The following is a 26,260-nucleotide window of genomic DNA, read 5'->3' on the forward strand; positions in this document are numbered from 1 at the left end:
AGCACGGAACAGGGATTGGTAAGGGGCACTTTACTGGGCGGTGTCATAATGCCCTGCCGCTGCGGCCGGTTCCAGGCTTGAAACAGGCGATTTTGATTTCGAGATCGGGAGTTTGCCCATGCCCCGCGTTCTCATCATCGACGACCAGAAGGACGTCCGCGCGATGGTGGCGATCGTGCTTCGGGTACCATTTCGAGGTCGTGGAGGCCGAAACCGGCGCGGCGGGGCTGAAGGCCTTTGCGGAAAGCCGCTTTGACGCGGCGATTGTGGACATCTTCCTCGGTGATACCAGCGGCGTCGACGTCATCACCGCCTTGCGCGAACGCGCGCCGGCGCTGCCGGTGATTGCGGTATCCGGGATGACGGCACTCGATTTCATGGACCAATCGCCCCACCTCGCCAACGTGGTCGGCCTGCAAAAGCCGTTTCGGCCGAACGATCTGCTGCAGGCCCTGCGGAAGGCCCAGGCCGCGGCCGGCGACGAGATTTCGGCCGCGGTCTGACCGGCAAAAGAACGCCCCGGCAAGCCGGGGCGTGGTCGCGATGGCGGGAGCCTTCGGGCGATCGCTGATCGGGATCCCCGAAGAGCATTCTCGATCAAGAGCCCTTGGCGCCGAGCTCGGCGTAATTGCCCTTGGCGTCCCACTTGTAGACGACATAGTCGATCTGCTTGAGGTCGCCCTTGGCGTCAATTTCGATCGGGCCGAGCACCGTGTCCCACTTGCCGGCCTTGATGGTCTCCATGACCTTCTTGGCGTCGGTGGTGCCGGCCTTCTTGACCGCCTGCGTCCAGACCTGCAGCGCAGCGTAGGTATAGAGCGTATAGCCTTCCGGATCGATGCCCTTGGCCTTGAACGCCTCGACGATCTTCTTCGCGGTCGGCTTGTTGCGCGGGTCGGGACCGAAGGTGAACAGCGTGCCTTCGCCGGCGGGACCGGTGATGGAGGCGTACTCCTTGTCCGCGAGCGCGTCGCCCGACATCAGCACCGTCTTCATGCCCTGATCGCGCATCTGGCGGAGGATGAGGCCGGCTTCCTGATGGTAACCGCCGACATAGACGAGCTCGACATTGTCCTTCTTCAGGCGCGAGACGATCGCGTTGAAGTCCTTGTCGCCCTTGTTGTAGGATTCGTACATCTTCTCGGTGATGCCGGCCTTGTTGAGCGCCTTCTTGGTCTCGTCGGCAAGACCCTTGCCGTAAGTGGTCTTGTCGTTGAGGATCGCGATGTTCTTGCCCTTGTAGTTCTTGGCGATGTACTGCGCGGCGATCAGGCCCTGCTGGTCGTCGCGGCCGCAGACTCGCGCCACGTTCCACAGCTTGCGCTCGGTGAAGAGCGGGTTGGTCGAAGCCGGGGTGATTTGCAGGACGTTGCCGTCCGCATAGGCTTCAGAGGCCGGGATCGAAGACGACGAGCAGAAATGGCCGGCGACGAACGGGATCTTGGCGCCGGCGATCTTTTCCGCGATCGAGCGGGCCTGTTTCGGATCGCAGGCGTCGTCCTCGGCGTTGAGCGCGAGCTTCTTGCCGTTGACGCCACCGGCGGCGTTGATGTCGGCGACGGCCATCTCGGCGCCGTTCTTCATCTGGCGGCCGAAGGCGGACTCGCCGCCGGTCATCGGGCCTGCGACTGCGACGGTGACATCCTGCGCGAATGCCGCGCTCGATAGCGCGAGCGATGCGCCGAATGCCAGACCGATGAGCTTCAGTGATTTCATGAGATACCTCGCGGGTGGTCGCCTGTGGAAGTTGCCGGGCATGCCCGGTTCAAACCGGCGCCATTCTTGAATGAATTCGAGGAGAAGTCACCGGCAAAATACGGGCATACGCCAAGATATCTAGCCGCATTCTCGCGCAGGGCGGGGCCGGTCAGTGCCGGCCGCCTTCCAGATAAGCGGCGCGGATTTCGGGGCGCTGCAGCAATTCGGCGCCGCTGCCGGCCAGCGTGATCAGGCCGTTGACCATGACATAGCCGCGATGGGCCAGCTTGAGGGCGTGGTTGGCGTTCTGCTCGACGATCAGCACGGTCAGGCCGTCCTGCCGGTTCAGTGTGCGGATGGCGTCGAAAATCTGCCGCGCGATGAGCGGGGCGAGCCCCAGCGAGGGTTCATCGAGCAGGAGCAGGCGAGGGCGGCTCATCAAGGCGCGGCCGATGGCCAGCATCTGCTGCTCGCCGCCGGACAGGGTTCCGCCGCGCTGGGCGAAACGTTCCTTCAGGCGGGGAAACAGGGCGAACACGCGCTCGAGTGTGCTCTCCCGTTCCGCCGGCGTGCTCTCGGTGACGTCGGCCCCCATCTGGAGGTTCTCGGCGACGCTCATGCGCGGGAAGATGCGGCGGCCTTCGGGCGACTGCGCGATGCGCAAATGGGCGATCTCGTGGGTCGGGACGGCCGTGATGTCCTTGCCCTCGTACAGGATCTGCCCGGCGCGGGCGCGCGGCTTGCCGAAGATCGTCATCATCAGCGTCGACTTGCCGGCGCCGTTGGCGCCGATCAGCGCCACGATCTCGCCGGAATTGATGTCGACGTCGACGCCCTTCAAGGCCTCGATCTTGCCGTAGGCCGCGCGCAGGCCCCGGATCGCGAGCAGGGGGGATGCCGCCGTCACGATCCGCTCTCCATGACGGCCACGGCCTCTTCCTCGTCGGCGCCGAGATAGGCGGCGATCACCTTGGGATCGTCGCGCACCTCGCGCGGCGTGCCTTGTGCGATCTTCACCCCGTGATCCATCACCACGATGTGGTCGGAGATCTCCATCACCACCGACATGTCATGCTCGATCAGGAGGATCGACGTTCCCAGGTCGTTGCGGATCGAAAGCAGGAGCTCGTTCAACGCGGCGCTCTCTCGCGCGTTGAGGCCGGCAGCCGGTTCGTCGAGGCACAGAAGTGCGGGCTCGGTGCACATCGCGCGCGCGATCTCGAGGCGGCGCTGATCGCCATAGGCGAGATTGCCGGCGGCGTCGTCGGCGCGGTCCAGCAGGTTGACCCGCTTCAGCCAGTCGGAGGCGAGATCAATCGCGCGCTTTTCTGCGTCGCGATAGGCGGGCGCGCCGACAAGGCCGAGCAAGGTGAAGCCCGAGGCGCGCATCAGCATATTGTGCTGCGCCACCATCAGGTTTTCGAGCACGGTCATCCCGGGAAACAGGCGGATGTTCTGGAACGTGCGCGCGACCTTGGCCTGTTTGGCGATACGGAAGTCGTTGAGCCGCTGGAGCGCGATTTCCTTGCCGTCATCGTGGGTGAGGCGGATGGCGCCGCCGGTCGGCTTGTAGAAGCCGGTGATGCAGTTGAACACCGTGGTCTTGCCGGCGCCGTTCGGCCCGATCAGCGCGGTGATCTTCTTCCGCTCGGCGGCGAACGAGAGATCCTGCACGGCGACGATGCCGCCGAAGCGCATCGTCAGCCGGTCGACGCTGAGGATCTTGTCGCCGCTCATCCGTGTCCTTCCTTGACGAGGTCGGAGGAGATGGCCTGCGCCTTCTTCAGATAAACGGTCGGCGCGCGATGGCCGACCAGGCCGCGTGGCCGCCAGATCATGATCAGCACCATGGTCCAGCCGAACACCAGCATACGATAGGTCTCGAGGCCGCGGAACAGCTCGAAGCCGCCGATCATCGCCAGCGCGGCGAGCGCGACGCCCAGCTGCGAGCCCATGCCGCCGAGCACGACGATGGCGAGCACCAGCGCCGATTCCTGGAAGGTAAAGGATTCCGGGCTGATGAAGCCCTGGCGGGTGGCGAAGAACGCACCGGCGAAGCCGCCGAACATGGCGCCGGTCGCAAATGCCGTGAGCTTGGTCGTCGTGGTGTTGATGCCGAGCGCGCGGCAGGCGACCTCGTCCTCGCGCAAGGCTTCCCAGGCACGCCCGATCGGCAGCCGGCGCAGGCGGATCGTCGCCCAATTGGTGAGCAGCGCCAGCGCCAGGATCAGATAGAACAGGAAGACGATACGGTGGGTCGGCGAAAACTCGATGCCGAGCTTGGCGGCCAGCCCATCGTCGCTCCTGTCGAGCGGAATGCCGAACAGGGTCGGACGCGGAATACCGGACACGCCGTTCGGTCCGCCGGTCAGATCCTGCCAGTTGATCAGGACGAGGCGGATGATCTCGCCGAAGGCGAGCGTCACGATGGCGAGATAGTCGCCGCGCAGGCGCAGCACGGGAAAGCCGAGCAACACGCCCCAGAATGCGGCGAGGATGCCGGCGAGCGGCAGGCAGATCCAGAACGACCAGCCGAAATTGGTGGCGAGCAGCGCGTAGGAATAGGCGCCGACGGCATAGAATGCGACGTAGCCGAGATCGAGCAGGCCGGCGAGCCCGACCACGACGTTGAGGCCCCAGCCCAGCATCACATAGGTCAGCACGAGAATGGCGAGATCGAGGATATAGCGCTGGTCATAGAAGATCACGGGCACCAGCAGCGTGAAGATCAGCAGCGCGGGCGCAAGGTAGCGGCCGACCAGCGACACGCCCTTCTGCACCACTGGCGGCACCAGCTGCTCGGTGCCGGCCGGGCCGATCCATTGCCTGAGCAGCTCGATCACGATCGAGCCGCCGAACACCGCGGCGACGAGGGAGGCGAGCTCGCCGAATCGCGTCCAATAGGTGAGCTGGCCGTCGGAGCCCGCCTCGGTGCGGACGCCGACCATCAGCGAGAACAGCACCAGCGCGATCACTGCGTTGATGAAGGCGGTCTTGAGGAGAGCGGGGATGCCCGTTGCAGGTTTGGTCGTGTGGGTGGAGGGAGCTGTCACGCGCGTCAGACTTTTTCGACTTCGGGACGGCCGAGCAGGCCGGTCGGCATGAAGATCAGCACGACGATCAGGATCGAGAACGCCGCAACGTCCTTGTACTCGACCGAGAAATAGGCCGACCAGAACGTCTCGATCAGGCCGATCGCAAGGCCGCCGAGCATGGCGCCGGGCAGCGAGCCGATGCCGCCGAGCACCGCGGCGGTGAAGGCCTTGATCCCGGCGACGAAGCCCATGAAGAAGTCGACCAGGCCGTAATAGAGCAGGTACATCAGACCCGCAACGGCGGCGAGCGCCGCGCCGATCACGAAGGTCATGGAGATGGTGCGGTCGACGTTGACGCCGAGCAGCGCTGCCATGGTCTGATCCTGCTCGCAGGCGCGCATGTCGCGCCCGAGCCGGGTGTTCGACACCAGCCAGGTGAAGATCGCCAGCAGCACGATGGTGGTGATGACGACGATGATCTGGATGTTGGAAAGCTGGATGACGAAGCCGTCCGCGCTTTCATGCAGCGTATAGCCGCCGGTGATGACCGGCGGGATCGGCTTGACCCGGGCGCCTTGCGCCACTTGCGAATAATTCGTCAGCACGAAAGACATGCCGATGGCCGACAGCATCGGGGCGAGGCGGAAGGAATGGCGCAGCGGCCGGTAGGCGATGCGCTCGATGGTCCAGCCATAGAGCGCGGTGATCGCCATTGAGACCAGCAGCACCACGAGCAGGATCAGGGGAATGGCCGTGAGGCCGAGCGAGATCAGGATCAGGAAGGTGATGAGGGCGATGAAGCCGCCGATCATGAAGACGTCGCCATGGGCGAAGTTGATCATGCCGACGATGCCGTAGACCATCGTGTAGCCGATCGCGATCAGGCCGTAGATCGAGCCGAGCACGAGGCCGTTGATGAGCTGCTGGGCGAAATAATCCATAAGCTGCCGTACCCAAACTTGACGCGGCTCAAAGGGAGCTCTTGCAGAGAGTTCTTGGGCCCCGGCAGCCCTTGAGCATTTGGGTTTTGTAACAGGAGGGAACTGGCGGCTGCAACTGGCCCGGGCTCCACCTTAAGGCTTGTACAGAGATCATTTCGGCGCCGGGTTCCCTGGGTCCTGCGAGGAACCCGGTTCCCGAGGCAACCAAAGTGGATGCCGGCCGTTGTCTCCCCTCTGACGTCCAATAAGGGAGTTTCCCCGAATGACGAAGCAGCAGAACCAGAATCCGGGTCAGCAGAATCAGAATCCCGGCCAGCGCAATCCGCAGCAGGGTGGTGGCCAGAAACCCGGACAGCAGCAGCAGGACCCGCGCCAGGGCGATCGCCCGGGCCAGCAGCAGGGCGGCCAGCGCGATCAGGAATAGCGAGTTTGGGAGCCCGGTAGTGAGGAGAGGTCCCGCCGCGAGGCGGGGCCTTTTTCTTTGCGGAAGAGTCATTCCGCGTCTGGTGCTGCGCACCACCCCGGAATGACGCCGCGCGAGAGGGCAGTTAAGGTAAACAAAGGGTTTAAATTGCCGCCACAGTCTGATGCGAGTTAGCTCCGGCATGGCCGCCGCCTTCCATCGAAGGCTCGGCAAATCAGGCGGGAAGCGGCATGTTCAGGAATTGGCGGATCGGCTCGGTCAACGGCGCGCTGCTGGCGGCCTATTTCATTCCCGTCTGGAGCCTCATAGCCTTCAGCATCATCGTCGCGCCCGTGCGCGGCCTCTACGAGCGGCCGAGCGTCGCGGTGGCGCTGTACCTGAGCGACCATCTGCAGATGGCGGGCATGGACACGGTGCGTGCCGCCTGGCTGCTGGCGCTCGGAAGGCTGACCGTGGTGGCGTTCTTTGCGATCTACCTCGTGCTGCTCTGTATTCCCCGCACCCGTAAGGGCGGCGGCAGTGACGAGGCGCTCGGGATTGCGCTGGCGATCGGCAGCCTGATCTCCTTTGCCAGCATGGTGATGGCCTCGAAGGTCGGCGAGCTGGCTGCGCTTCGGCTGCACGCCACCGAGCTCCTGATGCTGCTCGGTGCCGCCGTCGTGCTCGTGATCGAAAAGCCGGCGGCTGCGTCGAAGGCGGCCGAGGTCGCCGCGCCGCCGAATCTTCAGCCTCTAGGTCTCGAGCAGGCCGAGCTCCTGCACAATCGCTGAGACTTCCTTGACGGCGTGGTTCGCCGCCGGCACGCCGCAATAGATCGCCTGCTGCAGCAGGATCTCCTTGATGTCGTCGGGCGTGAAGCCGCCCTCGGCCAGCGCCGCACGCACGTGCAGGCGGAATTCGTCCCATTGCCCGAGCGCGACCATGGTGCCGATCACCAGCACGCGCCGCGTGCGCTCGTCGAAATGCGGCCGCGTCCAGATCTCGCCCCAGGCGTAGCGGGTGATCAGGTCCTGGAAGTCGGTGTTGAAGGCATTGCGGTTCGCGATCGACTTGTCGACCCAGGCATTGCCCAGCACCTTGCGGCGCACATTCATGCCGGCATCGCGGCGCTTCTGGTCGTCCATTCTGTTCCTCCTCTTTCGTCATTGCGAGCGCAGCGAAGCAATCCAGAAATGTGTCCGCGGAGACGGACTGGATTGCTTCGTCGCTACGCTCCTCGCAATGACGGTTGTTGCTAGCGCTGCGTCAGGAACCCCACCACCGCATCCGTGAACGCATGCGGCTGCTCGACGTTCGAAATGTGCGCGGCGTCGATGATGGTCATGCTGGCGCCGGGAATGCTGGAGCGGATCAATTCGGCCGCCGAGATCGGCGTCGCCGCGTCGTGGCGGCCGGCGATCACCAGCGTCGGACTCTTGATTTTCGGCAGCAGCGCGCGCTGGTCCAGCGTCGACAGCGCCTCGCAGCAGGCGAGATAGCCCTCGACGGGCGAGGCGAGCAGCATCGACTTCATCTTCGCGGTGATCGCAGGCTCGCGCTCGCGGAAATCTTGGGTGAGCCAGCCCGCGATCACAGCGTCCGCGACCGCCGCGATGCCGCCCTCCTTTACCGCCTTGATGCGGTTGTGCCAGTTTGTTGGATCGGGATAGTAGCAGGACGTGTTGGCGAGGATCAGCTTGCCGAACCGTTCGGGCGCATTGGCGCCGAGCCATTGCCCGACCATGCCGCCCATCGACAGGCCGCACCAATGCACCTTCTCGATGTTGAGGTCGTCGAGGATCGCGAGCACGTCGCGGCCGAACCGCTCCATCGTGTAGGGGCCAGGCGGGACGTTCGACTTGCCGTGGCCGCGGCGATCGTAGCGGATGACACGGAACACCTGCGTCAGCGCCTTCATCTGCGGCTCCCACATCTGCAGCGTGCAGCCGAGCGAGTTCGACAGCATCAAGGTCGGCCCGCCGTCGCGGCCCTCGACGGAGACGTTGAGCAGGCATCCGTCGGCATCGATCATGGGCATGCGGCGTCTCCGTTCTTAATCTTGATCGAGGTTGTCGAGCAGCCGGTCGATCAGCGCCTGTGACGCCCCTTGATAGGCCATCGGCTCGAACAATGCCGCAATTTTTTCCGGCGAAAGGTGCGCGATGACTTGCGAATCGGCCGACAGCACCTCGCGCAGATGCTTCTTCTCGGCGACGGCACGCTTGCTCGCGGCCTCGACGAGATGATGCGCGTTGCTCTTGCCGATGGCTTCGGCGAGCGCGAAGGTGACGGCCTCGGCCATGATCAAGCCATGCGTCGCATCGAGATTGCGGAGCATGCGCGCTGCATCGACCTCGAGACCCTCGGCGATGTCGACGACGGCAGCCAGCGCGCCTGATGTGACCAGCATCAATTGCGGCAGCGTCGGCCATTCCGCGTGCCAGGGACCGGCACTGCGTTCGTGGTCCTGCACCTGGGCGGCGAAGATCGTCGCGGCGAGCTGCGGGGCCATGGTGGCAGAGCCCAGCGCGCTTGCGGCGGCGACCGGGTTGCGCTTGTGCGGCATGGTCGAGGAGCCGCCGCGGCCTTCGCCGGCGGGCTCGAACGCTTCGGCGACGTCGGTCTGCATCAGCAGCGAGACGTCGCGCGCGATCTTGCCGCAGCTGCCGGCGAGAATGGCGAAGCAGGATGCGGCCTCGGCGATGCGGTCGCGATGGGTATGCCAGGGCGCCTCGGGCAGCGGCAGGTCGAGCTCCTGCGCCAGCCGTTCGGCCACCGCGAGCCCCTTGTCGCCGAGCGCAGCGAGCGTGCCGGCAGCGCCACCGAATTGCAGCGCGAGGCCCTCGCGGGAGAGCCGCCGCAGGCGGCAGCGGGCGCGCGCAAGGCTCGAGGCGTATTCGGCGGCCTTCAGCCCGAACGGCATCGGCAGCGCATGCTGGAGCCAGGTCCGCGCCACCATCGCGGTGTTGCGATGGCTGCGCGCCATCGCGGCAAAGCCCTTGATGGCACGGCTGAGGTCGGCATCCAGCGCCGCGATGCCGGCGCGCAGCATCAGCATGGTCGCGGTGTCGATGACGTCCTGGCTGGTCGCGCCCCAATGCACGTAGCGCGCGGCCTCCGCGTCATTCTTGCCGACATTGGCGGTTAGCATCTTGACCAGGGGAATCGCGAGATTGCCCGACCGCGTCGCGGCCTCGGCCAGTGCGGCCATGTCGAAGCCATCGGCCTTGCACGCCGCCTCGATCGGTCCGACGGCGGATGTGGGAATCACGGCGGTGGCCGCCTCGGCGCGTGCCAAGGCTGCCTCGAAATCGAGCATGTTCTGCAAGGTCGACCGATCGTCGCAGACCACGCGCATGGCGGCGCTCGACAGCATCGGTGCGAGCAGGGGGGAGAGGGATGTGCTCATGTTGCGCGCGACCTAATCATCATGGCCCGGCCGTGCCAATCCCCCACCGCCCGCACACGTCATTTTGCAGTTGCGAATATGCATTGCACGTGACCGGGCGCCGGCCTTTTCTTTGCCGCGCCGCTGCGTTACTTGATCAGCACTATAGTTACGCGATCCGGGAGGCACCCTCATGGCCATGACGATGAACGGCGAAGTCCAGCTTGCAGCGCCGCGCGAGGCCGTGTGGGCCAAGCTCAACGATCCCGAGGTGCTGAAGGCCTGCATCCCCGGCTGCGAGGAGCTGGAGAAGACCGACGACGGCGGCTTCCGCGCGACGGCGAAGATGAAGGTCGGCCCGGTGTCGGCGCGCTTCAAGGGCAAGGTCACGCTGTCCGATCTCGACCCGCCGAACGGCTACAAGATCTCCGGTGAGGGCGAAGGCGGGGTGGCCGGATTCGCCAAGGGCGGCGCGACCGTCAAGCTCGCCGAGAAGGACGGCGGCACGCTGCTCTCCTACGACGTCGAGGCGCAGATCGGCGGCAAGTTGGCGCAGCTCGGCCAGCGCCTCATCAACGGCGCCGCCAAGAAGCTTGCCGATGAGTTTTTCGCGAACTTCGCCAAGGCCGTACAGGGCTGAAGGTCCAATACCTTTAGGGTAGCGCCTTCGGCATGGCGCCTTGCGCCCGGGGCGATGTTGCCCCGGGGCATAATGGCCCATATGATGGGTTGGAATAATTATAAGAACCGCTTCGACGGGACCCGTCGGGGTGCTGACAGAGAGTGCTTATGGCAAAAATCTCCCTCATCGTGAACGGCAATCCAGTCACCGCTAATGTCGATCCCCGCACGCTCCTGGTGCAATTCCTGCGCGAGAATCTGCGGCTGACCGGCACCCATGTCGGCTGCGACACCTCGCAGTGCGGCGCCTGCGTCGTGCATCTCGACGGCAAGGCCGTGAAGTCCTGCACCACGCTTGCGGTGATGGCCGATGGCCACGAGGTCAAGACGATCGAGGGGCTGGCTGCGGACGGCGCGCCGCTGCATCCGATGCAGGAGGCCTTCCGCGAGCACCATGGCCTGCAGTGCGGCTTCTGCACGCCCGGCATGATCATGACTGCGATCGACATCGTGCACCGCAAGGGCCACGAGCTCGACGACCACACCATTCGCGAGGAGCTCGAAGGCAATCTCTGCCGCTGCACGGGCTACCAGAACATCGTCGCCTCGATCTCTGCCGGCGCGAAGGCGATGGCCAAATCCGACCTCGCGTAACGCGCCTCCCGCGATCAGGACATACAGATGTACGAATTCAAATATCATCGCCCTGGGACCGTTCGCCAGGCGGCCAACCTCCTGGTGAAGAACGAGGACGCCAAGGTGATCGCCGGCGGCCACACGCTGATTCCCGTCATGAAGCAGCGCCTCGCCAGTCCCCCGCATCTGGTCGACCTCTCCCACATCGAGGGGCTCAATGCGATCGAGATGAAGGGCCGCTCGCTCGTGATCGGCGCCACCGCCAAGCATGCCGAGGTCGCGACCTCCGCCATCGTCGGTGAAGCCATTCCTGCGCTGGCGAACCTTGCCGGCGGCATTGGCGATCCGGCCGTGCGTCACAAGGGCACGATCGGCGGCTCGCTCGCCAACAACGATCCGACTGCCGATTATCCGGCCGCGGTGCTCGCGCTCGGGGCCACCATCGTCACCAACAAGCGCCGCCTCAAGGCGGAAGAGTTCTTCCAGGGCCTGTTCACGACCGCGCTCGAAGCGGATGAGATCATCACCAAGGTGATGTTCCCGCTGCCGAAGAAGGCCGCTTACGTCAAGTTCCGCAACCAGGCCTCGCGCTATGCGCTTGTCGGGGTGTTCGTGGCGCGGCGTCCTTCGGACGTGCGCGTTGCGGTCACCGGTGCGGGCTCCGAAGGCGTGTTCCGCGTCACCGCATTCGAGGAAGCCTTGAAGAAGCGCTTCGCCTCGAAGGCGCTGGAGGGCATCGCGGTACCGGCAGAAGGCCTCAACAGCGACATCCACGGCAGCGCCGAATACCGCGCGCATCTCATCGGCGTGCTGACGCGGCGCGCCGTCGATGCCGCCAATGCCAAGGAATGAGCTGACCTCATTCCTCGGTCCAGACCTGTCCCCGGTGAGGGCGTAGTAAGACTGGCTTTTCCATGACTTCAGCGGCCACTTCTTCCGGTGCTTTGCCGGCATCGGTCGATGCGATGCTCGAACTCCTGACGTCGCGCGGCTATCTCGCTGAGCGCTCGCTGGCGACGGTGACGTATCTGTCGCTGCGTATGGGCCGACCGCTGTTCCTGGAAGGTGAGGCCGGCGTCGGCAAGACCGAGATCGCTAAGGTGCTCTCGGCGGCGCTGGGGCGGAAGCTGATCCGCCTGCAGTGCTATGAAGGCCTCGACGTCTCCTCCGCGGTGTATGAGTGGAACAGCGCGTCGCAGATGATCGCGATCCGGATGGCGGAAGCCGCGGGCGACACTGATCGCGATCAGCTTTCGAGCGATATCTTCGCCGACCGCTACATGATCAAGCGGCCGCTGCTCCAGGCGCTGGAGCCTGATGTCGCCGGTCCGCCGGTGCTGCTGATCGACGAGCTCGACCGTGCCGACGAGGCGTTCGAAGCCTACCTACTCGAAATCCTCAGTGACTTCCAGGTGACCATCCCTGAGTTCGGCACCGTGAAGGCGCCGCATCCGCCGATCGTCATCATCACCTCCAACCGTACCCGCGAGATCCACGACGCGCTGAAGCGGCGCTGCCTCTATCACTGGGTCGACTATCCCGCTGCCGAGCGCGAGCTCGCGATCGTCAAGACACGTGTGCCCGGCATCTCCGCCAAGCTGTCGCAGCAGGTCGTCCGCTTCGTGCAGGCACTGCGCAACCAGGACTTCTACAAGTCGCCGGGCGTTGCCGAGACCATCGACTGGGCCACCGCGCTGTCGGAGCTCGATGCCCGCTCACTGACCCCGCAAGTGGTCGGCGACACGCTGGGCGCGCTGCTCAAGTACCAGGACGACATCACCCGCATGCAGGGCGACACGCTGCAGAAGGTGCTGAAGGACGTGACGAGCGAGAATTGATCTTCACGTCATTCCGGGGCGCGCGTTAGCGCGAACCCGGAATCCATCGGGCCGCAGAGTTGGTGGATGAATGGATTCCGGGCTCGATGCTGCGCATCGCCCCGGAATGACGACCGAGGGTGCTGAACCAATGGCCATCAACCACCTTGCCCCCGAAAAGACCGAGCAGTTCGCCGACAACACCGTCGGCTTCGCCCGCGCGCTGCGTGCGGCCGGCCTGCCGGTCGGGCCGGGCGCTGTCATCGATGCCATGAGCGCGCTGCAGGTGATCGACATCGGCAGCCGATCCGACGTCTTCACCACGCTGGAGGCGATCTTCGTCAAGCGCCATGAGCATGCGCAGATCTTCAAGCAGGCTTTCAACCTGTTCTTCCGCGTCTCGGAAGAATGGAAGCACATGCTGGATTCGGTGCCGCTGCCGGACGAGGCCAAGAAGAAGCCCCAGGCCGGCGCCCGCCGCGTCCAGGAGGCGATGGCGCAGCCCCGTATGACCGAGACGCCGCAGCACCAGGAGCAGGATCTGCGCCTGTCGGTCTCCGACAAGGAGATCCTGCAGAAGAAGGATTTTGCGCAGATGAGCGCGGCGGAGATTGCCGAGGCGCTCCGTGCCATCGAGCGGATGAGGTTGCCGCAGGCCGAGCTCCTGACGCGCCGGCGCCGGCCCGATGCGCGCGGCCTGCGCCTCGACCTCCGCCGCACGCTGCGCGCCTCCTTGCGCACCGGCGGTGACATCATCGACATTCATCGCCTCGGACGGATCGAGAAGCCGGCGCCGATCGTGGCGCTGCTCGACATCTCGGGCTCGATGAGCGAATACACCCGCCTGTTCCTGCATTTCCTGCATGCCATCACGGATGCCCGCAAGCGCGTCTCGGTGTTCCTGTTCGGCACGCGCCTCACCAATGTCAGCCGCGCGCTGCGCCAGCGTGACCCGGACGAGGCGCTGGCGAGCTGCTCGGCCTCGGTCGAGGATTGGGCCGGCGGCACCCGGATCTCGGCCTCGCTGCACAACTTCAACAAATTGTGGGCGCGGCGGGTGCTGAGCCAGGGCGCCATCGTGCTCCTGATCTCCGACGGGCTGGAGCGGGAGGCCGATTCCAAGCTCGCCTTCGAGATGGACCGGCTGCACCGCTCCTGCCGGCGGCTGATCTGGCTGAACCCGCTGCTGCGGTTTGGCGGCTTCGAGGCCAAGGCGCAGGGCATCAAAATGATGCTCCCCCACGTTGACGAATTCCGCCCGGTACATAATTTGAGTTCGATCCAGGAGCTGATCACGACGCTCTCCCAGCCGCTGCCGCCGCATCACCGCAGCCTGATCCGCTCCGCAGCTTGAGAGGCCAGCCATGCTCGATCGCGACGAGGACATCCTGAAGGCGGCGGAGGACTGGCAGAAGGCCGGCCGTGGCGTCGCACTGGCGACGGTGGTGGAAACCTGGGGCTCGGCGCCGCGCCCGGCGGGCTCGAGCCTCGTTATCAACGACGAAGGCACGTTCCTGGGGTCCGTATCCGGCGGCTGCGTCGAGGGTGCGGTGGTTACGGAGGCCATGGATGTGATCCAGAGCGGCAAGCCGAAGATGCTGGAGTTCGGGGTCGCCGACGAGACCGCCTGGAACGTTGGGCTGTCCTGCGGCGGCACCATCCGCGTCTTCGTCGAGAAGGTCGGTTAGCCGTGAAGCTCGACATCCTGCACGAACTCAATGCCGAACGCGCCGCGCGCCGGCCCGTGATTCTGGTAACCGACACCGAGAGCGGCGAGCAGCGGCTGGTGAAGGCGAAGGATTTCGCCAAGGATCCGCTGCGCGCCGAGCTGGAGAAGCAGCTTCGCATGGGCAAGAGCGCCAGTGTCGAGGCCGGCGGCAAGAAGCTGTTTCTCAACGTCTACGCCCCGACGGCAAAGCTCGTCATCATCGGCGCGGTCCATATCAGCCAGGCGCTCGCGCCGCTGGCGCGCTCGCTCGGCTATGACGTCACCGTGGTCGATCCGCGCACGGCCTTTGCGAGCCCCGAGCGCTTTCCCGACATTCCGTTGATCGCCGAATGGCCTGATACTGCGCTGCCGCCGCTCAATGTCGATGCCTACACCGCGTTCGTGGCGGTGACGCACGATCCCAAGATCGACGACCCCGCGCTGCTGCACGCCTTCGAGCGCAACTGCTTCTATATCGGCGCGCTCGGCTCGCGAAAGACGCATGCCAAGCGTGGCGACCGGTTGCGGGCGCAAGGCGCCAAGGAAAACGACATCGCGCGCATCCACGCGCCCATTGGGCTAGCGATCGGCGCGGTCTCGCCGTCCGAGATCGCGGTGGCGATCATGGCCGAGATCACGGCCGTGCTTCGGCTGCCTCCCAAGGAAAAAGAAGAAGCGGCATGAAGTTCGGCCCGGCGAGTCCCAGGGATGCGATTGGCGGGGTGACCGTCCACACCCTGCGCCAGGGATCGCTGGTGCTGAAGAAGGGCACGACGATCGGACCTGCCGAGGTCGAGGCGCTGGAGCGCGCCGGCATCAAGGACATCGTCGTGGTGCGCATGGAGGCGGGCGACGTCTCCGAGGACGTTGCCGCCGCCAGCATCGCGCTCGCCATCGGCGGCGAGGGCATCCATGTCGAGCGCGCTTTCACCGGCCGTGCCAATCTGTTCGCCGCGCGAGCGGGCGTGCTGGTGATCGATCGCGCCGCGGTCGACCGCATCAACAACATCGACGAAGCCATCACCTTTGCCACGCTCGCCGCCTACAAGCCGGTGGTCGAGGGCGAGATGGTCGGAACCGTCAAGATCATCCCGTTCGGCGTCGAGGCGAGTTTGCGCGATGCCGCGGTGAAGGCGGCGGGCAAGGACGTGCTGAAGGTCGCGCCTTACGTGATCAAGCGCGTCGGCGTGGTCTCGACGCTGCTGCCGGGCCTGTCCACCAAGGTGATCGACAAGACGCTGCGCGTCACTGCCGAACGGCTGGCGCCAGCCGGCGCCAGCATCATCGCCGAGCGCCGGGTCCCGCACGAGGAGCAGGCGCTGTCGGCCGCGATCAAGGAATTGCTCGGCCTCGGCGCCGAGCTCGTGATCGTTTTCGGTGCATCCGCGATCGCTGACCGCCGCGACGTGATTCCGGCGGCCGTCACCGGAATCGGCGGCGAGATCGAGCATTTCGGCATGCCGGTCGACCCCGGAAATCTCCTGCTGATCGCCCGCGCCGGCGAGGTGCCGGTGATGGGCGCGCCGGGCTGCGCGCGCTCGCCGGTCGAGAACGGTTTTGACTGGGTCTTGATGCGGCTTCTCGCCGGCATCAAGGTGACGCGGTCCGAGCTGATGGGCATGGGCGTCGGCGGCCTCTTGATGGAGATCGTGACGCGGCCGCAGCCGCGCGCCAAGCCGGAGACCGAGGGCAACAGCCAGGTCGCGGCCATCGTGCTCGCGGCGGGACGCTCGACCCGGATGGGCGGGCCGAACAAGCTGCTCGCCAAGCTCGACGGCAAGAAGCTGGTGCGCCTCGCGACCGAGCAGGCGCTGGCCTCCAGGGCATCCGAGGTGATCGTCGTCACCGGCCACCAGGCCGAGCTCATCGAGCAGGCGCTGCAAGGCCTGAAGGTGACATTCGTCCGCAATCCGGACTTCGCCGGCGGCATCGCCAGCTCGGTGAAGGCCGGGATCGCGGCCGTGCCCGAGACCTGCGATGGCGCCGTCGTGTGTCTCGGCGACATGCCGCTGATCGACGCCGGCCTGATCGACCGGCTCATCGACAGTTTTGCGCCCGACCGCGGCAATCTCATCGTCGTTCCCGTCAGCGAGGGCCGGCGCGGCAACCCCGTGCTGTGGTCGCGCCGCTTCTTCAGGGAGCTGATGACGCTCGACGGCGACATCGGCGCGCGGCACTTGATCGCCAAGCACACCGAAGCGGTCGCCGAAGTGCCCGTCGACGGCGAGAGCGCCTTCCTGGACATCGACACGCCGCAGGCGCTGGAGGCGGCACGGCGGGGCTGAAGGTGCGTAGGGCAGATTAGCCGAAGGCGTAATCCGCCGCTGTGTTTCTCCGCGGAAACAAAAGAGGCGGATTACGCTTCGCTAATCCGCCCTACGGGACTACGGCATCCTGCAAGCCTGCCGATTTCAACCCCCCGTTCACCATCTGGAAACGACCGCCGCTTAGAGTTGCCGCCACCTGCCTTGGGGGGAGGGGTTTTTCCATGGCTTCGAACGTCGTCGCGCGCCGTTGCGCGATGTTTTTCCTTGCGCTGTCCGTTTTTGCATCCGGCGCGCGCCATATGACAGAAGCCCAGGCCGCCGGCGCTTTCGCGGTCGGCAAGTGCGGCGCTTATGGCCAGGCCTATGATTATGGCCACGAGGACGAGGCTCGCGCCGCCGCGCAGAAGCAGTGCAAGGGCGATTGCACCACCATGACGATGAAGCGCGCCTGCGCTGCGATGTCGGTCGATATGACCAATCCCTGCGGCGCCTACGGCTATGCCGTCAAGCCGAATATTTCCGCCTCGCTCAACGCCGCTACGCGCGAATGCTACAAATACGGCGGCAAGGAATGCGTGATCCGCGCCTGGGCCTGTGACGCCAAGGGGTGATTTTCTCTTGCTGTCGTGATCGGGCGTTGCGTAGCATCGCCTAGGGAATGACAGTGGAAGGCATACATGCAGTTCGACACCAAGATCGCGGTCGTGATCCGTACCGATCTTCAAGCCTGGCAGAAGCTGAACGTAGCCTCCTTCCTCACCAGCGGCATCGCCGCGGCCTTTCCGGAATGCATCGGCGAAGCCTATGAGGACGCCTCGGGCACGAAGTATCATGCACTGATCGGCCAACCGATCCTGATCTATGGCGCCGACGGTCCGGCGCTGTCGCGCGCGCTGGACCGCGCGCTCGCCCGCAACGTCAAGGCGGCGGTCTATACCGAAGACATGTTCAAGACGACACATGATGCCGCCAACCGCGAGGCGGTGAGGGCGGTTGCGCGTAGCGACCTCAATCTCGTCGGCATTGCGATGCGCGCCGAGCGGAAGGTGATCGACAAGATCGTCGACGGTCTCAAGTTCCATAGTTGACAGATCGAGAGCACCGCGCGGCGTCATCGGGGTGTCATGATGGACCCGCCCTTGCGCAAACATTGTGCTTTTTGACTCTCCTCAAGGGTGCGCCGGGCGGCGTCGCTATTCTGCTTCACAAAGCACAAGGAGCAGACCGATGCCGACCATGAAAGCCGCAATCGTCAAGCAATTCGGCAAGCCGCTGGTGATCGAGGACGTGCCGGTGCCGCAGCCCGGTCCGGGCGAGGTTCTGGTCAAGGTCAAGGCCTGCGGCGTCTGTCACACCGATCTGCACGCCGCCTCCGGCGACTGGCCGGTGAAGCCGGTGCCGCCCTTCATCCCCGGCCATGAAGCCGCCGGCATCGTCGCCGCGCTCGGGCCCGGCGTGAAGAATCTGAAAGTCGCGATGCCGTCGGCGTCGCCTGGCTGCACGACGCCTGCATGTCGTGCGAATATTGCGAGACCGGCTGGGAGACGCTGTGCGAGCACCAGCACAACACCGGCTACAGCGTCAACGGCGGCTTTGCCGAATATGTCATCGCTTCGGCCGCGTTCGCCGCCAAGCTGCCGGCGACGATCGATTTCGCGGCCATCGCGCCGATCCTCTGCGCTGGGGTCACCACCTACAAGGGATTGAAGGAAACCGAGGCCAAGCCCGGCGAGTGGGTCGTGATCTCCGGAATCGGCGGGCTCGGCCATGTCGCGATCCAATACGCCAAGGCGATGGGGCTGAAGGTCGCCGCGGTTGATATCGCCGAGGACAAGTTGGAGCTGGCGCGTGAAACCGGTGCCGATCTCGCGGTCAACGCGCTGGCGGATGGTGCAGTGGAGAAGGTGCTGACGGCGAGTGGGGGAGGCGCGCATGGCGTGCTGGTGACGGCGGTGTCGACTGCTGCATTCGCTCAGGCGCTCAAGATGGTGCGTCGCAAGGGCACTGTCAGCCTCGTCGGCCTGCCGCCGGGCGAATTCCCGACACCGATCTTCGACGTCGTGCTCAAGCGCATCACCGTGCGCGGCTCCATCGTCGGCACGAGGCGTGACCTCGACGAAGCCATCGCGTTCGCCGCCGACGGCAAGGTCAAGGCCGAGGTGACCAAGGTGCCGCTCGCAGCGATCAACGACGTCTTCGACCGGATGAGGGCCGGCAAGATCGACGGTCGCATGGTGCTGGATTTTGGCTAAAGCGTTTTCGAGCGAAGTGGACACCGGTTCGCGTTAAGAAAACGCGTCAAAACAAGAATCTGGCGCTTTACCCTGGCGGCATGCCGTCGAACTTCACCAGGCCAGGGTCGAGAGGATCCCACTCATGACCGCGCGCGGCGAAGGTCACCGCCTGCGGCCTGTAGCGGGCGGGCTCGTCGAGGCTTGCCGCCCGGATCGTGAACACGTCAGGCTGCGCCGCGAAGGTCATGTAGACAGCTACGCCGCATTGTGTGCAGAAGCCGCGGGTCTTCACCTTGCCGTTGTCGGCGACCATGTCCCAGTGCCTGGCATCGCCCGTCAGCGTGACGCCGGCGCGCGCGAAGGTCGCGTACGAGCCATGGCCGCTGCCGCTTTCCCGCTGGCAGTCGCGGCATTGGCAGTGATTGCTGAAGAGGGGCTCCCCTTCAATCGAATAGCGGATCGCGCCGCAGGCGCAGCCGCCGGTATAGGGCTTCTCCACCGCAATATCTCCCACTCAACCTTCGCCGCTGATCTCGTCGAGCTTGCGAACGACCTTCTTCCAGCCGCCGCTCATCACCGTGTAGGCCGACTCGTTCCTGGGCAGGACGAAGCCCGCATGCACGAGGCGGATCCGCGTGCCGGCTTCGACCGGGGTGAGGGACCAGGTCACGACGGTGTCGAGCGGGGCGCCATAGCCGGTGTTGCGCTCGTCGCCGCCTTTCCAGGCGTAGACGAGGCGGCTGAAAGCCACGACCTCCAGAACCCGGCAATGGATCACGCCGTCCCAGTTGCCCCCCGGGGTGGTCTGGAAGGTGAAGGCCTTGCCTTCGACGGCTTCGAAGCCGGTCGGCTGCATCAGCCAGCGCCCGATCAGCTGTCCGCTGGTCAGCGCCTTCCAGATCGTCTGGGCTGTGTGAGGGAAGACCTCGTCGATGACGATGTCTCTTGTGTCGGCTTTCAACGCGGCAGCACTCACGGGTCGATCTCCTTCAAGAGGTCACGCAGGTTCCGGAAACGCTCGCGCCAGAAGACGCCGTAATGGTCCATCCAGGTGACCAGCGGCTCGAGTCCCTGCGGCGCGGCGCGGTAATAGACGTTGCGGCCCTCGGCGCGCTCGGCGACGAGGCCCGCTTGCTTCAACGATTTCAGGTGTTGCGAGACGGCTCCTTGCGTGACGCCGCTGCCGCGCGTCAGCTCGGCGACGCTGATCTCTTTGCTCTCGAACACACGCTCGAACACGGCGCGGCGGGTCGGATCGGCAAGGGCGCGCATCACGGTGGTGACGGGGTTTGGGGTGGCTTCGATCATGCCATCAAATTAGCGGATACTAATGCATTAGTCAACACTAATTCGTCTGGACAGTCGCCGCCCCCGCGCGCTCTTGACTATGACTGACCAGTCAGTCATATATATCGAATGACGAAGAAGCCGACCAAAGCCGCCTTGCCCTCCGCCGCTCCCACCGGAGCGAACGACCCTGGGACTGCTGGCCCCGATGCAGCGCCTGCCTCGAACCGCGCCTCGCGTGCGGCGGAGCGGCGTGCGGCGATCGTGGAGGCGGCGATGGAGGAGTTCATCGCGCGCGGCTTTGCCGCCACCAGGCTCGACGACATCGCCAAGCGCGCCGGCGTCGCCAAGGGCACGATCTACCTGCACTTCAAGGACAAGGAATCGATGTTCGAGGAGCTGGTGCGCATCGTCATCGTTCCCGTGGTCGCACGGCTTACCACGCTGCCGCCGCCGGCAGGCTCGGTGCGCGACCTCATCGAGACGTTCGCCGGCAACTTCCTGAAGGAGGTGATCGGCACGAGACGGGGCGATCTGGTGCGTCTGATCGTGGCGGAGGGGCCGCGCTTTCCCTCCGTCGCCGACTTCTACTACCGCGAGGTGGTCTCGCGCGGGATCACTGCCATGCGCGCGCTGATCGAGCTCGGCATCGCCCGCGGCGAGATCCGGCAGAAGGACCTCGCGCACTATCCACAGATCCTGGTCGCGCCCGCGATGATCGCCGTGATCTGGCAGAGCCTGTTTGCGCGGCATGCGCCGCTCGACGCGCAGGAGATGCTGCGCGTTCATCTCGATTTGATTTTTGGCGAACGGAGGACGACATGAGGTCGTCGCAAGTGATTTCTTTCTTGGCATTGGTCCTTGTGCTCGCAACTGGGCTTGCGGGGTGCAAGGAGAAGCGCGATCCCGGCTTCCAGGGCTGGGTCGAGGCCGACATGATCTTCGTCAGTCCGGACGAAGCCGGGCGCGTCACCAAGCTCAATGTCCGCGAAGGCGACGAGGTCAAGGTCGGCGATCACCTCTATTCCGTCGATGACGATCTCCAGCTTGCCGACCTCAACCAGCAGAAGGCGACGCTTGCGAATGCGCAGCAGACCTATGACCGTGCGGCCTCGCTGAACAAGACCGGTTCGGGCACGCAGGCCAATCTCGATTCCGCCGTGTCCGCCTTGCGCGTCGCGGAGGCGCGGGTGGCGACCTCGGAGACGCGGATGGCGCGGCGCAAGGGCTTTGCGCCGGTCGCCGGCACCATCCAGCAGATCTATTTCCGCGAAGGCGAGATGGTGGCGGCGCAGCGGCCGGTGCTCTCGATCATGCCGCCCGGCAACATGAAGCTGCGCTTCTTCGTGCCGGAGACCGAGCTGCCGAAGCTCGCGATCGGCGACACGGTGCGTGTCTCCTGTGACAATTGCGCCGCCGACCTCACCGCGAAGATCTACTTCATCGCGACCTCGGCCGAATACACGCCGCCCGTCATCTACAGCCTCGAAGAGCGCAACAAGCTGGTCTATCTGATCCAGGCGCGACCCTCGCGGCCCGATGCCTTGCGCGTCGGACAGCCGATCGATATCCACCTCAATCCCAAAACTCCTGAGACCAAGACACCGGTGGCGGACAAGCGATGAGCAACGGCAACGGCATCGCAATCGACGTCAAGGGCCTGACCAAGTCATTCGGCGGCCGCGAGGTCGTGCACGATCTGTCGATGCAGGTGAAGCGCGGCTCGATCTACGGCTTCCTCGGTCCCAACGGCTCGGGCAAGACCACCACCATCCGCATCCTCTGCGGCCTGCTGACGCCCGACAGCGGCGAGGGCACCTGTCTCGGCTATGACATCCGCCGCGATGCCGAGAAGATCAAGCGCCAGGTCGGCTACATGACCCAGCGCTTCAGCCTGTACCAGGACCTCTCGGTGCGTGAGAACCTCGAATTCGTGGCGCGGCTCTATGGCCTCGCTGACGCGCGCGGCGCCGCGCGCGACATGATCAAGCGGCTCGGGCTCTCGGGGCGGGAGGAGCAGCTCGCCGGCGAGCTCTCGGGCGGCTGGAAGCAGCGGCTGGCGCTCGGGGCCTGCACGCTGCCCAATCCACAATTGTTGCTGCTGGACGAGCCGACCGCCGGCGTCGATCCCAAGGCGCGGCGCGATTTCTGGAACGAGATCCATGCGCTGGCCGCCGAGGGCCTCACGGTGCTGGTCTCGACCCATTACATGGACGAGGCCGAGCGCTGCCACGAGATCGCCTACATCGCCTACGGCTATCTGCTGGCGCACGGCACGGTGGAGGAGGTCATCGCGAAATCCGCGCTGACGACCTATACCGTCACGGGCGACGACCTGAACGAGCTTGGCGCGGCGCTCACGGGCAAGCCCGGGATCGACATGGTGGCGCCGTTCGGCACTTCGCTGCATGTTTCCGGCCGCGACGTCCCGGCGCTCGAAGCCAGCATCGCGCCCTGGCGCGAGAGAGGCGGCCTGCACTGGCAGAAGTCCAAGCCCTCGCTCGAAGACGTGTTCATCGAGCTGATGGGACGCTCCAAGGACAATTTCCAATGAGCGCGGTAGAACATCCCGAACCACGGCGCGAAATCCGCGAGCGCTTCGGCTTCCTGCGGCGTTCCTACGCTATGCTGGTCAAGGAGTTCATCCAGCTGAGGCGCGACCGCGTCTCGTTCGCGATGATCGTGATGCTGCCGGTGATGCAGCTGATGCTGTTCGGCTATGCCATCAACACCACGCCGCGTCATCTGCCGAGCGCGGTGCTGCTCCAGGAGGATTCCGATCTCGCCCGCTCGGTGCTGAAGGCGCTGGAGAACACCAAATATTTCCGCTTCCTCTACGAGGTTCACGACGTCGACGATTTCGACAACCTCCTGAAGTCCGGCAAGGTGCTGTTCGGGGTCGAGATCCCGCGCGGCTTCGAGCGGGCGGTGCGGCGCGGCGACAGGCCGGCGCTGCTGGTCGCGGCCGACGCCACCGATCCGGTCGCCGCAAGCGCTGCGCTCGGCTCGCTCGGCATGATCGTGCAGACCGCGCTCGCGCACGATCTCTATATCGGCGAGCCCCCGGAGATGCCGTTCGAGATCCGCGCCCACGCCCGCTACAATCCGGCCGCGAATTCCAGCCTCAATATCGTGCCAGGCCTCGTCGGCACCATCCTCACCATGACCATGCTGATCTTCACCGCGCTCTCGGTCACGCGCGAGGTCGAACGCGGCACCATGGAGAGCCTGTTGTCGATGCCGATCAAGCCGATCGAGGTGATGTTCGGCAAGATCGTGCCCTACGTGCTGGTCGGCTTCGTCCAGGCCTTCCTGATCATCAGCATCGGTGTCGGCCTGTTCGGCGTGCCCGTGCTCGGCAATCTCGTCCTGCTGGCGCTGCTGTCGACGCTGTTCATCACCACCAATCTGGCGGTCGGCTACACCATCTCGACGCTGGTTCAGAACCAGCTCCAGGCCATGCAGATGTCGATGATGTTCTTCCTGCCGAGCATTCTGCTCTCCGGCTTCATGTTCCCGTTCGCAGGCATGCCGGCCTGGGCGCAATATCTCGGCGAATGCCTGCCGCTGACCCATTATTTGCGGATCGTCCGCGCCATCATGCTGAAGGGCGCGACCATGGAGAATTTGCGCTTCGATACGCTGGCTCTGGCGGCCCTGATGCTGCTCGCCATGACCGTCGCGGTGACGCGCTTCCGCCGCACGCTGGATTGAGGCACAATACCCCGGAATCGAGGGGCGGGATGGCCAAGTTTGCGAGCAGGAAAGCGCGGCAGCATGCCGTCTTGTCGGAGGACTTCGAGCGCGAGCTGACGCGGGAGGTGCTGCGCACCGAGCTGTTGCGGGTCCGGGCGCTGATCGCGACCGGCTGCGTCATGACCCTGTTCCTCACCGCAATCTATCTGATCGACCCCGCCGTGGTGAACCGGGTCTGGCGCGGCACCGAAGGGTTCGCCGAAGTCTACGGCCTGCTCGTCGGGTTCATTTTGTTCGAGGTCTGGGTCCACACCCAGATCAGGAAGAACCTCCGCCTCGATCGCGACGTGCCGGTGGCCAGGCGCTATATCGGCACGCTGATCGAGACGTCGCTGCCAACCGTGATCCTCATCCTGCAGATCCGGACCATGGGCGCGACCCAGGCCCTCGGCTTTGCCGTGCCGCTGATGTATTTCATTTTCGTCATCCTCTCGACGCTGCGGCTCGATTTCTGGCTCTCGACCTTCACCGGCTTCGTCGCTGCTGCCGAGCTGTTCGTGGTCGCACTGGTCTACGATCCCTCGAGCAGCGTCGGCGAGCCCCAGCTCTATTTTCACGCGGTCCGCAGCGCCATCATCCTGATCTGCGGCGTGCTCGCCGGCGCCGTCGGCGCGCAATTGCGCCGGCAGTTCGCCGCGAGCATCGCGGCCGCCACCGCGCGTGACCGGGTCACCAATCTGTTCGGCCAGCATGTCTCGCCGCAGGTGGTGGAGCGGCTGATGACGGCGGGAACGGGCGCTAGCGGCGACGTCCGCCGCGTCGCGGTGATGTTCGTCGATTTCCGCGGCTTCACGGCCGGTGCGCAGTCGCGCAGTCCGCAGGAGGTGGTCGACCGGCTCGACGGCGCCTTCGCCGTCCTGGTCGACATTCTCGACCGCCAGGGCGGCATCGTGAACAAGTTTCTCGGTGACGGTTTCCTCGCGCTGTTCGGCGCGCCGCTGGAAGCATCCGACGCCGCGCACCGCGCGGTCGCCGCCGGCCGCGAGATGCTCCGGGCAATGGACCGCATCAACGCAGAGAGCAGCTGGCCGCTGCGGATCGGCATTGGCATCCATTTCGGCGAGGTCGTCGCCGGCAATATCGGCTCGCCCCGGCGCAAGGAATACACGGTCATCGGCGACACCGTGAACTTCGCCTCGCGACTCGAGGCGCTGAACAAGGATTTCGGCTCGCAGCTCTTGATCTCGGCGTCCGTGCGCGAGGCGCTGGGAGCCGACGGCAGCGATGCCGTCGCGCTCGGCGAGGTCGAAGTGCGCGGCTACGAGCAGAAAGTACCGGTGTTTCAGCTGGGATAATGTGCATCACACATCGGTGCGCGCAGTTCTCTTTCATCCAAGCGATTGCTCCGATTGCACTCAATTTTGGGGCATGACGAGCGATGTTTTCGGCTTGTAGAGTGCTGCGCGATGCGGCCGGTCGCGGCCGCGACTTGCATGAGGAAGTGACGATGCAGCGCCGCTACATCACCGTCGACGTGTTCACCGACCGCGCCTTCGGCGGCAACCAGCTCGCGGTGGTGCTCGATGCCGGCGGGCTGACGACGCAGCAGATGCAGGCGATCGCGACCGAGTTCAATTATTCCGAGACCACTTTCGTGCTGCCGCCGCGCGACAGGGCCAACGACGCCGAGGTGCGCATCTTCACGCCGGTGCAGGAGATCGCCTTTGCGGGCCATCCCAATGTCGGCACCGCCTTCGTGCTGGCCTCGATGGCGAAGGAGCCGAAGCTACGCCTGCTGTTCGAGGAGAAGGCCGGGTTGGTCCCGGTCGAGATCGTGCGAGAGCAGGGCAGGGTGATCAGAACCGAGCTCACCGCGCCGCAGCCGCTGCAGCGGCTCTCAACGCTGTCAACAGCGGAAGCCGCGAGCTGCATCTCGCTCGTTGCCGACGACATCAAGACCGACAATCACGAGCCGCAGATTGTCACCGTCGGAAACGCGTTTCTGGTGATGGAGCTGCATTCGCGCGAGGCGCTGAAGCGGGCCCGGCCCGATGCTGCGGCCTTTGGCAAGGTCTTGCCGCGCGATGGTGCCCGCGCGGTGTGGTTCTATACGCGCGATGTGCCGGCGGCGGAGGCGCCTTGCGAGCGACAGGCGCGCATGTTCATGCGCGGTGCCAGCGGCCTCGTCGAGGATCCCGCCACCGGCAGCGCCACGGTTGCCGCCGCCGCGCTGTTCGCCGATCTCGATCCCGCGAGCGACGGCGAGCTGAAGCTGACCGTCGGGCAGGGTTTTGACATGGGTCGTCCAAGCATCCTCTCGACCCGCGTACGCAAGCAGGACGGCAAGATTGTATCCGCTCACATCGGCGGCGCTTGCGTGCAGATGATGGAGGGGACGTTCCGGCTGGCGGGGGAGGGGTAACTTGTCATTCCGGGGCGCGCGTAGCGCGAACCCGGAATCCATCTAGCCGCAGTGTTGGTGGAGGAATGGATTCTCAGGTGCGCAATTGCGCACCCTAGCGCGCGCTG

At 65.3% G+C, this 26,260-nt stretch carries 29 protein-coding genes and 2 pseudogenes; 20 read left to right on the forward strand and 11 right to left on the reverse strand.

Going from position 1 to position 26,260, the window contains the following annotated elements; translation table 11 throughout:
* Window positions 1–118: 118 nt before the first annotated feature.
* A pseudogene (locus I6F21_RS16150) lies at window positions 119–503 on the forward strand (response regulator).
* A gap of 94 nt (window positions 504–597) precedes the next feature.
* Here the strand turns inward: I6F21_RS16150 and I6F21_RS16155 are convergent.
* From I6F21_RS16155 to I6F21_RS16175, 5 genes are all read right to left on the reverse strand, one after another.
* A complete protein-coding gene (locus I6F21_RS16155) occupies window positions 598–1,716 on the reverse strand; it encodes a branched-chain amino acid ABC transporter substrate-binding protein (protein WP_036012868.1) in 1,119 nt (372 codons plus the stop codon).
* A 151-nt stretch (window positions 1,717–1,867) separates the two neighbouring features.
* Window positions 1,868–2,605 carry an ABC transporter ATP-binding protein gene (locus I6F21_RS16160; protein ID WP_025037253.1) on the reverse strand — a complete coding sequence of 246 codons (738 nt, stop codon included), beginning with the start codon at window positions 2,603–2,605 and terminating at the stop codon, window positions 1,868–1,870.
* Window positions 2,602–3,435: an ATP-binding cassette domain-containing protein gene (locus I6F21_RS16165; RefSeq protein ID WP_225139785.1), complete on the reverse strand. Its 834-nt coding sequence runs from the start codon at window positions 3,433–3,435 to the stop codon at window positions 2,602–2,604. The genes I6F21_RS16160 and I6F21_RS16165 overlap by 4 nt, the downstream gene beginning before the upstream one ends.
* A complete protein-coding gene (gene livM / locus I6F21_RS16170) occupies window positions 3,432–4,751 on the reverse strand; it encodes a high-affinity branched-chain amino acid ABC transporter permease LivM (RefSeq protein WP_346656734.1) in 1,320 nt (439 codons plus the stop codon). The genes I6F21_RS16165 and livM overlap by 4 nt, the downstream gene beginning before the upstream one ends.
* A gap of 5 nt (window positions 4,752–4,756) precedes the next feature.
* Window positions 4,757–5,674, reverse strand: coding sequence for a branched-chain amino acid ABC transporter permease (locus I6F21_RS16175; RefSeq protein ID WP_057029507.1), 918 nt, complete (start codon window positions 5,672–5,674; stop codon window positions 4,757–4,759).
* 262 nt (window positions 5,675–5,936) lie between these two features.
* Here I6F21_RS16175 and I6F21_RS16180 point away from each other — a divergent pair, with 262 nt between their 5' ends.
* Window positions 5,937–6,098 carry a hypothetical protein gene (locus I6F21_RS16180; protein WP_192893160.1) on the forward strand — a complete coding sequence of 54 codons (162 nt, stop codon included), beginning with the start codon at window positions 5,937–5,939 and terminating at the stop codon, window positions 6,096–6,098.
* A gap of 230 nt (window positions 6,099–6,328) precedes the next feature.
* Window positions 6,329–6,868 (forward strand): hypothetical protein, encoded by a 540-nt coding sequence (locus I6F21_RS16185; protein ID WP_057029508.1) that lies wholly within the window; start codon window positions 6,329–6,331, stop codon window positions 6,866–6,868.
* Here the strand turns inward: I6F21_RS16185 and I6F21_RS16190 are convergent.
* The 3 genes from I6F21_RS16190 to I6F21_RS16200 all read right to left on the reverse strand — a co-directional run bounded on the left by I6F21_RS16190 (window position 6,830) and on the right by I6F21_RS16200 (window position 9,486).
* Window positions 6,830–7,222 carry a carboxymuconolactone decarboxylase family protein gene (locus tag I6F21_RS16190; RefSeq protein WP_225139786.1) on the reverse strand — a complete coding sequence of 131 codons (393 nt, stop codon included), beginning with the start codon at window positions 7,220–7,222 and terminating at the stop codon, window positions 6,830–6,832. The genes I6F21_RS16185 and I6F21_RS16190 overlap by 39 nt on opposite strands.
* A 110-nt stretch (window positions 7,223–7,332) precedes the next feature.
* On the reverse strand, window positions 7,333–8,115 hold the full coding sequence (gene pcaD / locus I6F21_RS16195; protein WP_197951564.1) for a 3-oxoadipate enol-lactonase: 783 nt from the start codon (window positions 8,113–8,115) through the stop codon (window positions 7,333–7,335).
* A 15-nt stretch (window positions 8,116–8,130) separates the two neighbouring features.
* Window positions 8,131–9,486, reverse strand: coding sequence for a 3-carboxy-cis,cis-muconate cycloisomerase (locus I6F21_RS16200; RefSeq protein ID WP_225139787.1), 1,356 nt, complete (start codon window positions 9,484–9,486; stop codon window positions 8,131–8,133).
* Between the two features lie 172 nt (window positions 9,487–9,658).
* On the opposite strand from I6F21_RS16200, the gene I6F21_RS16205 reads away from it, so the two are divergent.
* The 11 genes and pseudogenes from I6F21_RS16205 (at window position 9,659) to adhP (ending at window position 18,766) form a co-directional block, all read left to right on the forward strand.
* A complete protein-coding gene (locus I6F21_RS16205; protein WP_036043583.1) occupies window positions 9,659–10,105 on the forward strand; it encodes a carbon monoxide dehydrogenase subunit G in 447 nt (148 codons plus the stop codon).
* 149 nt (window positions 10,106–10,254) lie between these two features.
* Window positions 10,255–10,740, forward strand: a complete 486-nt coding sequence (locus tag I6F21_RS16210) for a (2Fe-2S)-binding protein (RefSeq protein WP_014494194.1) — start codon at window positions 10,255–10,257, stop codon at window positions 10,738–10,740.
* A gap of 27 nt (window positions 10,741–10,767) precedes the next feature.
* A complete protein-coding gene (locus I6F21_RS16215; protein ID WP_036012847.1) occupies window positions 10,768–11,574 on the forward strand; it encodes a xanthine dehydrogenase family protein subunit M in 807 nt (268 codons plus the stop codon).
* A 62-nt stretch (window positions 11,575–11,636) separates the two neighbouring features.
* Window positions 11,637–12,560, forward strand: a complete 924-nt coding sequence (locus I6F21_RS16220; protein WP_225139788.1) for a MoxR family ATPase — start codon at window positions 11,637–11,639, stop codon at window positions 12,558–12,560.
* Between the two features lie 130 nt (window positions 12,561–12,690).
* Window positions 12,691–13,893, forward strand: coding sequence for a VWA domain-containing protein (locus I6F21_RS16225; protein WP_225139789.1), 1,203 nt, complete (start codon window positions 12,691–12,693; stop codon window positions 13,891–13,893).
* Between the two features lie 10 nt (window positions 13,894–13,903).
* Window positions 13,904–14,227: an XdhC family protein gene (locus tag I6F21_RS16230; protein ID WP_025037240.1), complete on the forward strand. Its 324-nt coding sequence runs from the start codon at window positions 13,904–13,906 to the stop codon at window positions 14,225–14,227.
* Between the two features lie 2 nt (window positions 14,228–14,229).
* Complete coding sequence (locus I6F21_RS16235; RefSeq protein ID WP_225139790.1) at window positions 14,230–14,931, forward strand: XdhC family protein; 702 nt, start codon at window positions 14,230–14,232, stop codon at window positions 14,929–14,931.
* Window positions 14,928–16,532 (forward strand): molybdopterin-binding/glycosyltransferase family 2 protein, encoded by a 1,605-nt coding sequence (locus I6F21_RS16240; protein WP_225139791.1) that lies wholly within the window; start codon window positions 14,928–14,930, stop codon window positions 16,530–16,532. The genes I6F21_RS16235 and I6F21_RS16240 overlap by 4 nt, the downstream gene beginning before the upstream one ends.
* Window positions 16,533–16,735: 203 nt before the next feature.
* Window positions 16,736–17,125 carry a DUF4189 domain-containing protein gene (locus I6F21_RS16245; protein ID WP_057029515.1) on the forward strand — a complete coding sequence of 130 codons (390 nt, stop codon included), beginning with the start codon at window positions 16,736–16,738 and terminating at the stop codon, window positions 17,123–17,125.
* 66 nt (window positions 17,126–17,191) lie between these two features.
* Window positions 17,192–17,602 (forward strand): DUF2000 family protein, encoded by a 411-nt coding sequence (locus tag I6F21_RS16250; RefSeq protein ID WP_057029516.1) that lies wholly within the window; start codon window positions 17,192–17,194, stop codon window positions 17,600–17,602.
* A 139-nt stretch (window positions 17,603–17,741) separates the two neighbouring features.
* A pseudogene (adhP, locus tag I6F21_RS16255) lies at window positions 17,742–18,766 on the forward strand (alcohol dehydrogenase AdhP).
* Between the two features lie 67 nt (window positions 18,767–18,833).
* Here adhP and I6F21_RS16260 read toward each other — a convergent pair.
* From I6F21_RS16260 to I6F21_RS16270, 3 genes are read right to left on the reverse strand one after another with little or no spacing between them, the layout of a single operon-like run.
* Entirely contained in the window at window positions 18,834–19,247 is a 414-nt protein-coding gene (locus I6F21_RS16260; protein ID WP_036012827.1) for a GFA family protein, read from the reverse strand.
* Window positions 19,248–19,262: 15 nt separating this feature from the next.
* A complete protein-coding gene (locus tag I6F21_RS16265) occupies window positions 19,263–19,724 on the reverse strand; it encodes an SRPBCC domain-containing protein (protein ID WP_036027779.1) in 462 nt (153 codons plus the stop codon).
* Window positions 19,721–20,056 (reverse strand): metalloregulator ArsR/SmtB family transcription factor, encoded by a 336-nt coding sequence (locus I6F21_RS16270; protein ID WP_036012825.1) that lies wholly within the window; start codon window positions 20,054–20,056, stop codon window positions 19,721–19,723. The genes I6F21_RS16265 and I6F21_RS16270 overlap by 4 nt, the downstream gene beginning before the upstream one ends.
* Window positions 20,057–20,164: 108 nt before the next feature.
* On the opposite strand from I6F21_RS16270, the gene I6F21_RS16275 reads away from it, so the two are divergent.
* The 6 genes from I6F21_RS16275 to I6F21_RS16300 all read left to right on the forward strand — a co-directional run bounded on the left by I6F21_RS16275 (window position 20,165) and on the right by I6F21_RS16300 (window position 26,153).
* On the forward strand, window positions 20,165–20,860 hold the full coding sequence (locus tag I6F21_RS16275; RefSeq protein WP_225124775.1) for a TetR/AcrR family transcriptional regulator: 696 nt from the start codon (window positions 20,165–20,167) through the stop codon (window positions 20,858–20,860).
* On the forward strand, window positions 20,857–21,660 hold the full coding sequence (locus I6F21_RS16280; RefSeq protein ID WP_036027776.1) for an efflux RND transporter periplasmic adaptor subunit: 804 nt from the start codon (window positions 20,857–20,859) through the stop codon (window positions 21,658–21,660). The genes I6F21_RS16275 and I6F21_RS16280 overlap by 4 nt, the downstream gene beginning before the upstream one ends.
* A complete protein-coding gene (locus I6F21_RS16285) occupies window positions 21,657–22,589 on the forward strand; it encodes an ABC transporter ATP-binding protein (protein WP_036027774.1) in 933 nt (310 codons plus the stop codon). The genes I6F21_RS16280 and I6F21_RS16285 overlap by 4 nt, the downstream gene beginning before the upstream one ends.
* Complete coding sequence (locus tag I6F21_RS16290) at window positions 22,586–23,749, forward strand: ABC transporter permease (protein WP_036027772.1); 1,164 nt, start codon at window positions 22,586–22,588, stop codon at window positions 23,747–23,749. Before I6F21_RS16285 ends, I6F21_RS16290 begins: the two co-directional genes overlap by 4 nt.
* Window positions 23,750–23,778: 29 nt before the next feature.
* Entirely contained in the window at window positions 23,779–25,086 is a 1,308-nt protein-coding gene (locus tag I6F21_RS16295; protein WP_036027770.1) for an adenylate/guanylate cyclase domain-containing protein, read from the forward strand.
* Window positions 25,087–25,238: 152 nt separating this feature from the next.
* Window positions 25,239–26,153, forward strand: coding sequence for a PhzF family phenazine biosynthesis protein (locus I6F21_RS16300; protein ID WP_036027795.1), 915 nt, complete (start codon window positions 25,239–25,241; stop codon window positions 26,151–26,153).
* The last annotated feature ends 107 nt before the right edge of the window (window positions 26,154–26,260 follow it).

Source organism: Bradyrhizobium sp. NBAIM03 (assembly GCF_020194055.1).
GTDB lineage: Bacteria > Pseudomonadota > Alphaproteobacteria > Rhizobiales > Xanthobacteraceae > Bradyrhizobium > Bradyrhizobium yuanmingense.

Coding starts and splice junctions, on each gene's coding strand:
- I6F21_RS16240 (WP_225139791.1), top strand. CDS start 14,928: ATGAAGTTCGGCCCGGCGAGTCCCAGGGATGCGATTGGCGGGGTGACC.
- I6F21_RS16230 (WP_025037240.1), top strand. CDS start 13,904: ATGCTCGATCGCGACGAGGACATCCTGAAGGCGGCGGAGGACTGGCAG.
- I6F21_RS16225 (WP_225139789.1), top strand. CDS start 12,691: ATGGCCATCAACCACCTTGCCCCCGAAAAGACCGAGCAGTTCGCCGAC.
- I6F21_RS16210 (WP_014494194.1), top strand. CDS start 10,255: ATGGCAAAAATCTCCCTCATCGTGAACGGCAATCCAGTCACCGCTAAT.
- I6F21_RS16290 (WP_036027772.1), top strand. CDS start 22,586: ATGAGCGCGGTAGAACATCCCGAACCACGGCGCGAAATCCGCGAGCGC.
- I6F21_RS16215 (WP_036012847.1), top strand. CDS start 10,768: ATGTACGAATTCAAATATCATCGCCCTGGGACCGTTCGCCAGGCGGCC.
- I6F21_RS16295 (WP_036027770.1), top strand. CDS start 23,779: ATGGCCAAGTTTGCGAGCAGGAAAGCGCGGCAGCATGCCGTCTTGTCG.
- I6F21_RS16205 (WP_036043583.1), top strand. CDS start 9,659: ATGGCCATGACGATGAACGGCGAAGTCCAGCTTGCAGCGCCGCGCGAG.
- I6F21_RS16200 (WP_225139787.1), bottom strand. CDS start 9,486: ATGAGCACATCCCTCTCCCCCCTGCTCGCACCGATGCTGTCGAGCGCC.
- I6F21_RS16300 (WP_036027795.1), top strand. CDS start 25,239: ATGCAGCGCCGCTACATCACCGTCGACGTGTTCACCGACCGCGCCTTC.
- I6F21_RS16285 (WP_036027774.1), top strand. CDS start 21,657: ATGAGCAACGGCAACGGCATCGCAATCGACGTCAAGGGCCTGACCAAG.
- I6F21_RS16220 (WP_225139788.1), top strand. CDS start 11,637: ATGACTTCAGCGGCCACTTCTTCCGGTGCTTTGCCGGCATCGGTCGAT.
- pcaD (WP_197951564.1), bottom strand. CDS start 8,115: ATGCCCATGATCGATGCCGACGGATGCCTGCTCAACGTCTCCGTCGAG.
- I6F21_RS16245 (WP_057029515.1), top strand. CDS start 16,736: ATGGCTTCGAACGTCGTCGCGCGCCGTTGCGCGATGTTTTTCCTTGCG.
- I6F21_RS16280 (WP_036027776.1), top strand. CDS start 20,857: ATGAGGTCGTCGCAAGTGATTTCTTTCTTGGCATTGGTCCTTGTGCTC.
- I6F21_RS16155 (WP_036012868.1), bottom strand. CDS start 1,716: ATGAAATCACTGAAGCTCATCGGTCTGGCATTCGGCGCATCGCTCGCG.
- I6F21_RS16190 (WP_225139786.1), bottom strand. CDS start 7,222: ATGGACGACCAGAAGCGCCGCGATGCCGGCATGAATGTGCGCCGCAAG.
- I6F21_RS16275 (WP_225124775.1), top strand. CDS start 20,165: ATGACGAAGAAGCCGACCAAAGCCGCCTTGCCCTCCGCCGCTCCCACC.
- I6F21_RS16175 (WP_057029507.1), bottom strand. CDS start 5,674: ATGGATTATTTCGCCCAGCAGCTCATCAACGGCCTCGTGCTCGGCTCG.
- I6F21_RS16250 (WP_057029516.1), top strand. CDS start 17,192: ATGCAGTTCGACACCAAGATCGCGGTCGTGATCCGTACCGATCTTCAA.
- I6F21_RS16180 (WP_192893160.1), top strand. CDS start 5,937: ATGACGAAGCAGCAGAACCAGAATCCGGGTCAGCAGAATCAGAATCCC.
- I6F21_RS16270 (WP_036012825.1), bottom strand. CDS start 20,056: ATGATCGAAGCCACCCCAAACCCCGTCACCACCGTGATGCGCGCCCTT.
- I6F21_RS16165 (WP_225139785.1), bottom strand. CDS start 3,435: ATGAGCGGCGACAAGATCCTCAGCGTCGACCGGCTGACGATGCGCTTC.
- I6F21_RS16185 (WP_057029508.1), top strand. CDS start 6,329: ATGTTCAGGAATTGGCGGATCGGCTCGGTCAACGGCGCGCTGCTGGCG.